Genomic DNA, 12,928 nt, shown 5'->3' on the forward strand with positions numbered 1-12,928 from the left:
TTTATTTGTAAACCTCCTGTAATTCAAGGTTTTAAAGGATTTTAGAACAATAAAAACAGATAGTTTTTGACACTACCGTGATTATTAAAGGGGGCATAAAAATGAATAAAAAGAAAAAAGGCTCCCTTCAGACAGGGCTGATCTATATAATCCTGATCGTCTGGGCATTGACTACCATCTATCCGATCCTGTGGGTGATCATAAATTCCTTTAAGGACAAGAAGCATATTATGTCAGATGCGTTTTCGCTTCCTTTCGGAGACTTGTTTACACTGGGAAATTATGCGGAAGCATTCGAAAAGGTTGACATTTTAAGCGCTTACAGGAACAGCATAATTATTTCCGGAGCAGTTGCAGTTCTTGTAATATTGATGGCGGGTATGGCGTCCTTTGCCCTGGTGAGATATCGTTTCCGTCTGAATAAAACTCTTTACAGTCTGGTGATCGCGGCAATGATGTTTCCTGTATTTTCTACCATCATACCGGTTTTCCGGATGGAGTATGGATGGGGGCTGGCAGGATCCGGAAATGTATGGCTTTCACTGATTTCAGTAATTCTTCCTCAGACAGCAGGAAATCTGGCATTTGCCATGGTGGTGCTTACCGGATATATGAAAGGGCTGCCTATTGAACTGGAAGAGGCGGCGTTTATGGAAGGCTGCAATGCATATCAGATTTTCTTTAAGGTGATCATGCCTCTTACAAAACCGTCCTTTGCAACCGTGGGAATTTTCAGCTTTCTGTGGAGCTACAATGATCTGTTTACCCAGCAGTTTTTCCTGCGCAACAAAGAAGAATGGGCGATCACAAGACTTCTTCTGGAAATCTCCTCCAGGGAGGGAACGAATTACGGCCTGATGGCAGCTGTGGTGACACTGGTTGTGGTACCGCTTTTGATCGTTTATGTGTGCCTGCAGAAATACATTATTAAGGGAATGACTGCCGGAGCAGTAAAAGGATGACAGAAATTCGCAGTTCAGACATCTTGATCAGAAGATGTCTGTTTCTGCTTCCTTTATGAAAAAATATCGTGTACAATAACCATAAGAAAAGATGAAAAAACGGGGGGAGCAAGTATGTACCGTGTAGTGATCGTTGATGATGAACCGATTATTGTGGAAGGGATTTCCAGACTGGTACCCTGGAAGAAATATGAGTGCAGTGTCTGCGCCTGCGCATACAGCGGAAAGGAAGGTCTGGAAGTCGTGCGCAGGGAAAAACCGGATATGATTTTTTCAGATATCAGCATGCCGGGACTCGACGGAATGAAAATGATCGCCGGACTGAAATCAGAGTTTCCGGATATGCAGATCAGTATTCTGACCGGATTCCGGGATTTTGATTATTGTCAGGAAGCCATCCGGCTTGGAGTGACCAGATTTCTTCTGAAGCCTTCAAAACTGGAGGAATTGGAAGAGGCGCTCTCAGTTATGACATCTAATTTAAAAGAACGTAATATTCTTCCGGAAGATTCGGAACATGAGGAAAATGCAGCGGGAAGCTTTATTGTACGCAACGCCCTGAAATACATGGAAGATCATTACAGTGAAAAGCTGACCCTGAGCAAAGTTGCAGAGGAAACCTTTGTAAGTCAGTGGCATTTAAGCAAGCTTCTGAACCGCCAGGAGGAAAAGAACTTTTCGGAGATTCTGAACCAGATCCGGGTGGAACATGCAAAAGAACTGATGAAAGAAAAGGCTTACCGGATTGCGGATATCGCGGAGTTGGTAGGATTTACGGATGTGGCTCATTTTTCCAGAGTGTTTAAAAAGCTGGAAGGCATTTCAGCAAACGAATACAGAAATACCAGAATTTCTCTCTCCGAATAAAAGTTGTCAGTAAAAATATTGCAAAAAATCATAAGAAAAAATATTTGTTCCTGTTGTAGCAGACAATAAAAAGGATTATAATAAGCATGATTTTTTTTGGAGCCGAACAAGGCCCGGACAGGAGCAGACATGAATTACGAAGAAGCAAGAAACTATCTGGATCAGGTATCAAAAGGCGGAAGCGTACTTGGTCTTGATAATATGAGAGAACTTTTAAACAGACTGAGAAACCCTCAGGACAGGCTGAAATTTATTCATATTGCAGGAACCAATGGAAAAGGTTCTGTTCTGGCGTATCTTTCTACCATTCTTATAGAAGCGGGATACCGCACAGGAAGATATATTTCTCCGGTACTTTTTTCCTACCGGGAAAAAATCCAGGTGGATGAAAAAATGATCGGACGGGAAGATCTGGCCCGCCTTACAGCTGCAGTAAAAGAAGCGGCAGAAGATATGAAAAAAACACACACAGGAGAGCCTACGATTTTTGAAGTGGAGACAGCTCTGGCCTTTCTTTATTTTGCAGAACAGAACTGTGACATTGTTGTATTGGAAACAGGACTTGGCGGAGCCTTGGACGCAACGAACGTAATCACTACTTCTGTGCTGGAGGTGATCGCTTCTGTCAGTATGGATCATATGGATTTCCTGGGAGATACACTGGATAAAATTGCGCTGCAGAAAGCAGGGATCATTAAGCCTCATACCCGGGTGGTGTCTGCTTTGCAGAAGCCGGAGGCGATGAAAGTAATTGAAGAAACCTGCAGGAAACAGGAATGTGTTTTGCACACAGCAGATCCCGGCCAGGTGACAGATGTCTCTCACAGCTATGACAGACAGAAGTTTTCCTATAAGCAGTGGAAGGATATGGAAATTTCTCTGATGGGAAGCTATCAGCTTACAAACGCAGCCCTTGCTCTGGAAGCAGTGGATTCCCTTAGAAATCTCGGATACCGGCTTGAGGATCAGGCAGTATATCAGGGGATGAAAAGAGCTGTGTGGAGAGGACGTTTTACTGTGATCTCCAGAGAACCGGTAATTGTTATGGACGGCGCTCACAACCCGGCTGCGGCGGAAGAACTGAGAAAATCCCTGGAGCTTTATTTTCCGGACAAAAAGCTTTTTTATATTTTCGGAATGTTTCAGGACAAAGATTATGAAAAGGTGACAGAGATCACAGCGCCCTTTGCAGATCATATTATTACAGTGGAAACCCCGGATAATCCCAGGGCGCTTTCTGCAAAAAAATTAAAGGCTGAAGTAGAAAAAATAAATCCCTCTGTGGAGGCGGCGGAAAGTATCCGGTCCGCAGTGAGGAAGACTATGGAACAGGCTCAGGAAGAGGATGTGATCGTAATTTTCGGTTCCCTGTCCTTTTTGGGAGAGGCAGAGCTTGCAGTGTCCAGATACAAAAAAGAAGAGGAAATATAAAAAGAATCCCGGCATGATTCCTGCGGCACAGGAATTATGACCGGGATATTTGATTTTATCTGAGAAAAAGTTTTAAAAGTTTTTCGGAAGATTTCCGGTAGGGCTGATAGCGGACAGGAAGATCCATCCAGGTTTTTTTGTCCACTATACTTTTATAATGGGTAAAAGTCTCGAAGCCTGCTTTGCCGTGATAGGAACCCATTCCGCTTTCTCCGAATCCGCCGAATCCCATCTGACTGGTAGCAAGATGAATCACAACATCATTGATGCAGCCTCCTCCGAAGCTGCAGCTTTTTGTTGCTTTTTCTGCGGCTTTCCTGTTTTCTGTAAAAATATACAGAGCCAGAGGGTGAGGCATGGAGTTGATACGGGAAATTGCCTCATCCAGACAGTCGTAAGTTAAGACCGGAAGCACAGGACCAAAAATTTCTTCCTGCATAATGGGATCGTCAAAGGAAACTTCATCCATAAGGGTTGGAGCAATTCTGAGACGGTCAGAGTCATATTCTCCGCCAAATACTGTTTTTGACGGATCTATAAGAGATACGATCCGATGAAAATGCTTCTGGTTGATGATCTTTCCATAATCGGGATTACTGAGAGGAAATTCGGTAAACTGTTTCCGGATCTGTTTTTTTATTTCGGAAATCAGAGAATCCTTTATTGTGCGGTCACAATAAATATAATCAGGGGCCACGCAGGTCTGCCCGCAGTTCAGAAACTTACCAAACACAATTCTTTTGGCAGCCAGTTTCAGATTCGTTGTTTTTTCCACAATACAGGGGCTTTTTCCTCCAAGCTCTAAAGTGACCGGGGTGAGAAAATGAGAAGCCTTTGCCATGACCTCTTTTCCCACATGCTGGCTTCCGGTAAAAAAGATATAATCAAAATGCTCATTTAAAAGACAGGTGTTTTCTTTTCGTCCGCCTGTGACAACGGTTGCATAAAAAGGCGGAAAAACCTCGCAGATAATCCTGCTGACGATTTCCGCTGTAGCGGGAGCATAGGCGCTTGGCTTGACAATGACCGTATTTCCTGCCGCAATGGCATCCACCAGTGGCGTCAGGCTCAGAAGAAACGGATAATTCCAGGGACTCATAATAAGCACGACTCCGTAAGGGGAGGGAGCTACATAGCTTCTGGAGGCAAACTGGGAAAGGGGAGTGGGAACAGCTTTTTCCTTTGAAAATTCACGGATATGTCCAAGCATGTACCGGAGCTCGTCAAGCACCAGACCGGTTTCGCACATGTAGCTTTCAAACCTGCTTTTGCCAAGATCATGCTTCAGAGCGCTGCGAATTTCCTCCTGATATTTCAGGATACAGCAGCGAAGCCTTTTCAGCATGTGGATCCGCGTTTTTACAGGAAGAGTCCTGCCCTTATAAAAAAATGCTCTCTGCTGTCGGATCAGTTTTTTGATCTCAAGTTCGTTCATAATCGCCCTCCTGCCTGAACATAATGCCTGAAATTATGGTTTTAACTATATCAGCAGGGGGGAAAGGTGTCAAGCGGTTACAGTATTACAGGAAAGATATGATATAATCAGGTTACTGTTCATGATCTTCACAGCAACCTGGTCAAAATGTATTTCAAATCACCATCGGTGATGGCATTTTGCCCTGTATGTCTCGGGATTTTGTCATATACATGCCAAAACACCTGGCGGGATGGTGGTCTGTGAGCAGTGACTAGTCAGATTACTTATGAAATGTCAGGGGGTAAAAAATTGAAGGTAATTGCATGTGTGGATGACAGAAACGGGATGCTTTTTAATCACAGAAGACAGAGCAGAGATCAGGCTGTGACAGAAAAGATCCAGGAGATCTGCCAGGGAAAAATACTCTGGATGAATGAGTATTCTTTTTCTTTATATGGAAACCTGGAAGGCGTAACAGTACGGTGTGACAAGGATTTTCTGATTCAGGCTGATACAGGGGAGTTTGCACTGACAGAAACAGAGGATCCGGTACTGTACAGTGACAAAACAGAAGAACTGATTCTGTTTTGCTGGAACCGTACCTATCCTGCACAGCTTTTTATGACGCTGGACCTGTCAGGATGGAAACAGGTGGAAGAGCTGGAGTTTGAAGGAAATTCTCACAAAAAAATAACGTTAAAAAAATATGTTCCATATATAAAAAGCAGCAAAAATAAAACAGGAATTTTAAATATTTTTCCGAATATGATATACGGTATGAATTTTTAAATTGTGGAAAATTATGTAAAACAGCATAAGAATATAGAATTTTTAGAATATTATGTAGAATTTTGTTGCTTAATAGACGGCTTCATGTTAAAATAACACCATATACTATCCACAATGATTCTTACAGAATTATAAAAGGTGAGAGGGGGATTTTTATGAATCGAAGCAGAAAGATAATGAAAAAACTGACCGCGGCAGCGGCGGCATCAGCGCTGGTTTTATCTGGTACAAGCCAGGTTTTTGCTGCTTCCTATAAGGAGACAGAAAAAGCAGCTCTGGATAAGCTGGTTGCAGGTTTTTCCGCATATTGGGATGCAGTTATGGCACAGTATGAAAAGGGACAGGAAACAGGCTTTAACGCAAAGATGAAACTGACAGTGGAAGAAACCGGTAAAGCAGTTCTCGGCGCTATGGTGGGAATGGATTTTTCCTGGCTGAATACTGTGACTATGGATATGACGGAAATCATAAAAGACGGCAAAGAAGCGATAAATGCAGATATTCTTTTAAACGATGCACCTGTGGGCACCATGAATATCTGTATGGATCTGGCAAATATGACGGAATATTTCCAGATTCCGGAGCTTTCTCAGAATTATATGGCAATTCCATTGATTCCTTCCATGGAAGAGACAATTGCAGATGAAACAGGGGCAATGTCCGAAGAGGATATCGCGGCATATCAGGCCTATATGGAAGAATATCAGGCTTCCATGGAAACTTATTTAAAGATTGTTTCTGATATGACAACCGTTCTTCCGGACACCAAAACGCTCAGTACTCTGCTTGATCGTTATGGAAATATCCTGATTGAAAATTTCGGAGACGAGACAGTTACGGAAGAAGCTCTTTCTGTAGAGGGTGTCAGCGAGGACTGCACCGTTTATGAAGAAATTCTTACAGAACAGGAAGTGCTTTCCATTTTAAGGGAAGTCCTGACTGCTGCAAAAGAAGATCAGGAGCTGAAAGGCCTTCTGGATATGTGGTCAGAGGCCGGAGGCGGAGAAGACCTTTATGCTCAGCTTGTGGCAGGTGCGGACAGCGCGCTGGCAGACCTTCCGGAGGAAGGCTCCGAGGAGATCAATCCGGAGGCTGCAATGTTTAATTCAAAAATCTGGACAAATGCAGAAGGAAAGATTGTAGGACGTGAATTTGGCTTTACAGATGAGACAGGAACAGAAAGCTATCCGCTGATTTCCTGGAAGAATCCGTCAGCAGACGGAAATTCAGCACTGTATTTTGAGCTCTGGCTTGACACCAGTTCCATTACGCTTACCGGTTCCGGACAGTCCGGTGATCAGGGACTGACAGGAGAATATGTTCTTGCTTTTGACGGAGTAAAAACTGTTGGAATCGGTGTAAATAATCTGAAATCAGATACAGAAGCTCCGGGATATATGAACGGTTCCTTTAATTTCTCGCTTCTGGATACAGGAACAGAGGAGGAACCCAATCCGCTGGCAGCCTTTGGACTGACTGCAAATATTATTTCTGATGCAGCAGCACAGACCTCACAGGTAGATCTTTCACTTACAAGTTCAGGCGCTCCTGTTGTAACATTGTCAGTAACAGGCGGCTATGAAGCGTCAGGAGAAAGTGTTGAAATGCCGGATCAGGCAGTTCTTGATGCAGCTCTCAGTGTAGAAAGTGAAGAAGATATGACTGCATATGCGGAAGGACTGGACTGGACAACGGTTCTTACGAATTTAGGCGCAGCAGGCGTTCCGGAAGAACTGATTAATCAGTTACAGATGATGCTTACAGCTCCTGATGCGGCAGCAGCAGAGGTACCGGAGACAGTGACTGAGGAATCAGCCGCATAATAGAAAGCAGAATAACAGAAATGAAAAAGGATATCCTTTCTGTCAGATGACAAATCTGAAGGGGATATCCTTTTTTATCATTTTATTGTTCCAGTCTGTGACTGACCCGGCGGAAAGTAAGGTTAAATACAATTCCCTTGGCGATAGAGGTCAGAGTCAGAGCCCACCAGATACCGGTCAGACCAAGTGAGGTACCGGTAAGGACAAGCGCCAGGGGAATGCGGGAACCGGTAAGCAGGATGCTGATGATACTGCAGATTTTTGTTTTCCCAAGACCGGACAGTGCTCCGATGGTAAGCATTTCCACGCAGAGGAAGGCTTCGCCCAGACCGATAATGATCATATATCCGACCGCAATTTCCAGAACCTCCGGTTCGTAGAAAAACAGAGAAGAGATCTGCCGTGGGAACAGGACAAAAACTGCGGTTACAATGACACCCCAGGTAATCATGATCTTCATGGACACCTTATATCCCTTTCGTATCCGGTCTGTTTTTCCTGCGCCATAATTCTGTGCTACAAAAGAGTTCAGGGCTGTGGCAAAACCGTCTGCAGTATTCCAGGAGATAGACTCAATCTGTCCTCCCACTCTCTGGGTGGCAATGGCTCCGGGTCCAAATGCAGAAACCATACGGGTAAGCACCATGGAGATCATACAGTAAAGAGTTCCCTGAAGAGCAGTGGGACCTCCGATTCTGCAGATAGAATGATAGATGGTGCGATCCTGTATGGAGAACAGATGCACATGGCGGAGAACATTATCCTGATTTTTTTTCTGGAAAACCCCTGCGATCATCACAGCCATAACAATAAACTGAGCAGTAACAGTTGCAATTGCAGCGCCGGCAACCTCCAGACGGGGACAGGGGCCGATACCCAGAACCAGAAGCGGATCCAGGATCATATTCATGACCAGCCCGATCAGATTGGCGATAAACGGTGTTTTTGAATTTCCCTGAGCTGTATAAATTCCGGTAAGGGTATAATTAAGGTAGGAAAAAATAACCAGTCCACAGGTGATCTTCATATAAATTTCCGCATGCGCATAGGTCTGCGGGTCTCCCAGATGAAAAAAATCCAGAAGCGGCCTGGTAAAGATCAGGCACACTGCAGAAAACAAAAAGGCAAAAATACAGGTAAGCTGAAGGGCCGCAGAGGCGTAATCCCTGGCTGCCTTTGTATCTCCCCGTCCGCAGCTTTGGGCCACATTGACCTGACCGCCCATGCGGGCCAGAGAGCAGAGCCCCTGGGAAAGCCATACATACATGCCCCCCATTCCCACACCTGCCACTGCCTTGGAACCAAGAACACCGATCCATGCCATATCGGTGATGTTGTAGGCTGTTCCCAGAAAGGAGGAAGCCATAATAGGCAAAGCCAGCTTTGCCAGAGTTTGTACAATAGGACCATTGGTAAGGTCTGTCTGTTGTTTTTTGTTCATAATCATCTCTTTCCTGTCTGTAAAATTACATTATGAACTTATCTTAATGAATTAGGGAACAGAATGCAACAGGAATTTTCTGATTATCAGGAATATATTTACTCATAATGTTCCTCCTTCTACTGCTGTCAGAAGGAGAGATAATCATAACATTTCTGTATGAAAGAGTAAATATCAACTGTGCGCAGGTAAATTCCACCGCATAAGGGGCATGCGGTGGAATTTAAAATTTCATTTTAGGCATTATAGGTATTAACAAAAAGCATATTACGGATATGCAGAAGGATATGGTATACTTTTTAAGTAAGGTATCATATTCAAAGAAAACAAAAAAGGAATCAGGAGGTCAGTAAATGGGTTGTCTTGGAAACTTGTTGTGGTTTATATTCGGAGGAGCGATCAGCGCCCTTAGCTGGTGCGTGGCAGGATGTCTCTGGTGCATTACTGTTGTAGGTATTCCCATAGGTATGCAGTGCTTTAAGTTTGCTTCACTCAGTTGTTTTCCCTTTGGGAAAGAAGTGCGTTACGGCGGAGGAGCAGTATCCCTTCTTGTGAACATTATATGGCTGATCGTTTCCGGTCTGCCTCTGGCGATTGAACACGCGGTTATGGGCGTGATCCTCTGTGTGACAGTTATTGGAATCCCCTTCGGACTTCAGCAGTTTAAGCTTGCCAAGCTTGCGCTGATGCCGTTTGGAGCAGAGATATATTAAAAAGTGAAGGAAGAGAAAACAGCAGCAGTCCTGTCAGGATGAAAATAAATTTGAAATTAGGGAAGGTTTGATGATGTGCGGGTTGAAACTTGATGTAGGCGGTATAAAAATTAAATTACAGATAAATGATTATAAGCCGACTAGTAAGAAGAAATCTGCAAACAGATTTAAGGCAGGTGAGGACGACGGAAAAGAAATTATCAGAAATGACTTTGGAGGAATTGTGGCAGTTATTTCCTATATGTTTAACAGAACATCAATCCTGTTGGCAAGAATGGTATTCAGAGGAAGAAAAACTATTGAAAAGAACCCTTTCTTCAAATGAAAGAATAAGCCATATTGGAAGTACTGCAATTCCTTCTATTTGGGCAAAGCCCATTGTAGATATTCTTGTGGAAATTCCAAAAGAAAGAAATTTGCTTGAATATAAGGTTCCGATAATAAATAATGGTTATATTTGTATGTCGAAAAGTGAAAATGGACTATCTTTTAATAAAGGATATACAGAGAAGGGATTTGCTGAGCGAGTGTTCCATTTGCATTTGAGATATGCGGGCAATAATAATGAATTATATTTTAGAGACTATCTTATTGAGCATCCAGACACTGCAAGGGAATACGAAAAATTGAAGTTGAAATTATGGAAGAAATATGAGTATAACAGGGATGGTTATACAAATGCAAAAACAGAATTTGTAAAGCAATATACAGCTAAAGCAAGAGCTCTGTATGAGAATAGGTATTAACAATTTTGACGAATCAGAAGAGGTGACAAAATGATAAATGATTTAATGTATATAGAGCTGAAAACAGGATATTCAGATGATGGTCCGGGATGGATCGGGTATGTAAAAACTTCAAAAACTAAGAGTACCATTTATTTTAATGACCATGCTTTTCAAAAATATAATGGTGGCTATTCAAATTATACAGATATTGAAAATGGTGATGAGTACTGGATCTCCGGTTTAAAAAAGAAAGAGAGCAACCGCCATTGGGCAGGACGCGGAAAAATCATGATTGACCGCAGAGCTGTGGATACGTATCTTTCCCTGATCGGAGAAGAGAAATTACCGTTAAATCTGTTTGAAATAATTGATATAGAAGACAGATTCCCTGTTGAACGAGTGAACAGATTATTAAATGACAGGAGATAAAATTCCGGTGAAAGAATAACTGATAGAACAAAGTAAGAATGTTTTCTGAAGAATCGGTCTTTTATAAATGGGAAGAAATATTTTTTATGACAATCATTCCTGGTAAGAAGGAATAGTCGTTGCATTTGTTTCGAGTGCTTATATTGAATTTGTCTGTTCTGTATAAAAATGGGGATTTGAAAATGAAAATATTGATTTTTCATGTGATAAGTACTATTGTGATCACAATTTGTATGGTATCGACCTTTTTATATTTTATAAAGAAAAGGAAAAAATTCTCCAAGACTTTAAGGAATAAAGAGGTTTTTTTCTGAAAATTGGTACAGGGATTCTTTTAGTGGTAATATTTTTTAAAATGTTCATTCCTGCTATTTTAGATATACCATATTATCTCAAAAATGATTTTAAGGTTGTTTCGGGATACGCCAGAGATAATGCTAATGGATCAGGAAATATTAGACATGTTACCATAATAAATGAAAAAGATAAACAAGAAATATATGTAGAGTTTTCTTATTCTGATGGCGTAAACAAAGGTGATTATCTAAAAGTTAAATATTTACCTCATACGAAATATGGAATACTTTTAAACAGGAAGTAAAGGGATCAGACCGGTAAATTTGAAAGAAGTTATATATGAAACATCAGAAAATGCAGGCTGGTATAAAGGAAGATAAATTGATATTGCTTCAGTCTTGTACAGTTATGCGGAATATAACCTGATACTAAAAGTTCAAAAGCAATAGATACGTTTGAAGAGTTTTGAAGTTTCTGGATTTCACTTTCAGCTGTTGATTTCCTGACTTCATAATATCTTTCAGCAAGATAAGAGCAAAGAGTACAGACAGTCTCCATTTTATCCAGGACAATCTGTACTCTTTCTTATTGGAAAACACTGCAGGAAAAAATTTCTATTTTCTCTTATGGTTTTTCTCATGGATGGTTTTTCATTATTCTGAAGAAAAAATATTCCGCTTATTCCTGCAGGGAATCCTCTGATCCAGAATCACTGTCAGACAGATCAGCAGATTCCTGACTGGATTCACCGATCGGTTCAGAGGTTTCGGCAGGCGTGATCCAGGAGCTTCTTTCCTGAATTTTGGCCAGGATCCGGTCCGCCTCGTCACCCTGGGCAGGAGTGGGCTGATAGTTGTTATAATCATATTCAGAGGAAATGGAGCAGGGGATCACATTGGTGACATTGTCAGCTTTTACTCCGTTTTTATCTACCGTAAAGGTCTGCTGGAAGATCATGGTGTCCATATCGCTTGGGTAGGAATTTCCGCCAAAGCAGAAATTTCCCAGACTGTAAACAATGTTCTTGCCTTTGTATTCTTCAATTCCCTGAAGCACATGGGGATGATGACCGCAGACAAGATCCGCGCCTTCATCAATGGCAAGTCTTCCCAGTGTCATCTGGTTGCTGTCAGGAACCTCTTCCTTTTCATTTCCCCAGTGGAAGATCACAATGGTGATCACAGCGCCCTCTTCTTTTACTTTGGCAATATTCTGTTTTAACTGTTCTTCCCGGTCCAGATGATCTTTCAGCTCATAGATTCCCACAAGTCCTACTTTGATGCCCTTGACATCTATAACAGCCGTTTCGTCATACCCGAAATGAGTGATCCCCTTCTGATCAAGGGCGGTCAGGGTATCGGTAAAGCTCTGTTCTCCATAATCATGGCTGTGATTATTGGCTGTATTTACCGCTTCCACAGAACCGGCAGTGAGTATGTCTGCATATTCAGCCGGAGCTTTAAAGGCAAATTGTTTTTCTTCCCGTTCTTCGGAGTCTGTAAGAGTTCCCTCAAAGTTTGCAATCGTCAGATCGTCTTCAGAAAAAATATTTTTTACATTAGAGAAAAAGTAATCAGCGCCATAGCTTTCGTAATAGGCATTAAGACTGGTATCATAGTCAAAAGACTCATCTGTGCCAAGGGTGCAGTCGCCAACCACACTGACAGCCAGTGAAACCGGATTCTCCGGAAGATCTGGGTTTTTGTCAGTCGCTTCGGTGTTTTCATCACCGGAAGCAGTGTCTTTGTCACTCACTTTTTTGGCAGAATTATTTTTCCCCTCTGTCTGAGTGTTCTGTGAGGAGGCTGATTCTGCTTTTTTGTCTCCGCAGCTTCGGATTACAAAAGAAATAACAAGAAGAAAAAGCAGAAGTACAGCGCCTGCTGTCATAAGAAAGATTTTTTTCTGCCTTTCTCTGTAATAACGGGATTTGCGGCTGATACGTCGTTTGTGTGCGGCTGCAGAGCGTGAACGGCTTCTGTTTCCGCTGTGAGCGGAAGACGCTCTGGAGCGCTGAGAGGATGATTTTTT

General features: G+C 42.4%; 13 protein-coding genes. 10 read left to right on the forward strand and 3 right to left on the reverse strand.

Annotated features, from left to right (window positions below; all coding sequences use genetic code 11):
• Positions 1-101: 101 nt before the first annotated feature.
• From NSA57_RS13790 to NSA57_RS13800, 3 genes are all read left to right on the forward strand, one after another.
• Positions 102-962, forward strand: coding sequence for a carbohydrate ABC transporter permease (locus tag NSA57_RS13790; protein ID WP_257465124.1), 861 nt, complete (start codon positions 102-104; stop codon positions 960-962).
• A 114-nt stretch (positions 963-1,076) separates the two neighbouring features.
• The gene (locus tag NSA57_RS13795; RefSeq protein ID WP_257465125.1) at positions 1,077-1,829 is read left to right on the forward strand and encodes a response regulator transcription factor; all 753 of its coding nucleotides are present in this window, start codon (positions 1,077-1,079) and stop codon (positions 1,827-1,829) included.
• A 129-nt stretch (positions 1,830-1,958) separates the two neighbouring features.
• The gene (locus tag NSA57_RS13800; protein WP_147599228.1) at positions 1,959-3,260 is read left to right on the forward strand and encodes a bifunctional folylpolyglutamate synthase/dihydrofolate synthase; all 1,302 of its coding nucleotides are present in this window, start codon (positions 1,959-1,961) and stop codon (positions 3,258-3,260) included.
• A 55-nt stretch (positions 3,261-3,315) separates the two neighbouring features.
• On the opposite strand, the gene NSA57_RS13805 is transcribed toward NSA57_RS13800, so the two are convergent.
• Entirely contained in the window at positions 3,316-4,695 is a 1,380-nt protein-coding gene (locus tag NSA57_RS13805) for an aldehyde dehydrogenase (protein ID WP_257465126.1), read from the reverse strand.
• 291 nt (positions 4,696-4,986) lie between these two features.
• Here NSA57_RS13805 and NSA57_RS13810 point away from each other — a divergent pair, with 291 nt between their 5' ends.
• Both NSA57_RS13810 and NSA57_RS13815 read left to right on the forward strand, forming a co-directional pair.
• Positions 4,987-5,466 (forward strand): ribonuclease Z, encoded by a 480-nt coding sequence (locus tag NSA57_RS13810; RefSeq protein WP_173752212.1) that lies wholly within the window; start codon positions 4,987-4,989, stop codon positions 5,464-5,466.
• A 155-nt stretch (positions 5,467-5,621) separates the two neighbouring features.
• Entirely contained in the window at positions 5,622-7,289 is a 1,668-nt protein-coding gene (locus NSA57_RS13815) for a hypothetical protein (RefSeq protein WP_257465127.1), read from the forward strand.
• Between the two features lie 82 nt (positions 7,290-7,371).
• Here the strand turns inward: NSA57_RS13815 and NSA57_RS13820 are convergent, their stop codons facing one another.
• Positions 7,372-8,730 (reverse strand): MATE family efflux transporter, encoded by a 1,359-nt coding sequence (locus NSA57_RS13820; RefSeq protein ID WP_257465128.1) that lies wholly within the window; start codon positions 8,728-8,730, stop codon positions 7,372-7,374.
• Between the two features lie 353 nt (positions 8,731-9,083).
• Here NSA57_RS13820 and NSA57_RS13825 point away from each other — a divergent pair, with 353 nt between their 5' ends.
• From NSA57_RS13825 to NSA57_RS13845, 5 genes are all read left to right on the forward strand, one after another.
• Complete coding sequence (locus tag NSA57_RS13825) at positions 9,084-9,443, forward strand: YccF domain-containing protein (protein WP_138271542.1); 360 nt, start codon at positions 9,084-9,086, stop codon at positions 9,441-9,443.
• A 70-nt stretch (positions 9,444-9,513) separates the two neighbouring features.
• Complete coding sequence (locus NSA57_RS13830) at positions 9,514-9,768, forward strand: hypothetical protein (RefSeq protein ID WP_257465129.1); 255 nt, start codon at positions 9,514-9,516, stop codon at positions 9,766-9,768.
• The gene (locus NSA57_RS13835; RefSeq protein ID WP_330671350.1) at positions 9,650-10,189 is read left to right on the forward strand and encodes a GrpB family protein; all 540 of its coding nucleotides are present in this window, start codon (positions 9,650-9,652) and stop codon (positions 10,187-10,189) included. The genes NSA57_RS13830 and NSA57_RS13835 overlap by 119 nt, the downstream gene beginning before the upstream one ends.
• Before the next feature lie 30 nt (positions 10,190-10,219).
• Positions 10,220-10,600 carry a mannose-1-phosphate guanylyltransferase gene (locus NSA57_RS13840; protein WP_257465131.1) on the forward strand — a complete coding sequence of 127 codons (381 nt, stop codon included), beginning with the start codon at positions 10,220-10,222 and terminating at the stop codon, positions 10,598-10,600.
• A 337-nt stretch (positions 10,601-10,937) separates the two neighbouring features.
• Entirely contained in the window at positions 10,938-11,201 is a 264-nt protein-coding gene (locus NSA57_RS13845) for a hypothetical protein (protein WP_257465132.1), read from the forward strand.
• Between the two features lie 374 nt (positions 11,202-11,575).
• On the opposite strand, the gene NSA57_RS13850 is transcribed toward NSA57_RS13845, so the two are convergent.
• A complete protein-coding gene (locus NSA57_RS13850) occupies positions 11,576-12,787 on the reverse strand; it encodes a CapA family protein (protein ID WP_408611656.1) in 1,212 nt (403 codons plus the stop codon).
• Positions 12,788-12,928 lie beyond the last annotated feature (141 nt).

The sequence above is a fragment of the Blautia caecimuris genome, from assembly GCF_024622975.1.
Classification (GTDB): Bacteria; Bacillota; Clostridia; order Lachnospirales; family Lachnospiraceae; genus Blautia_A; species Blautia_A caecimuris.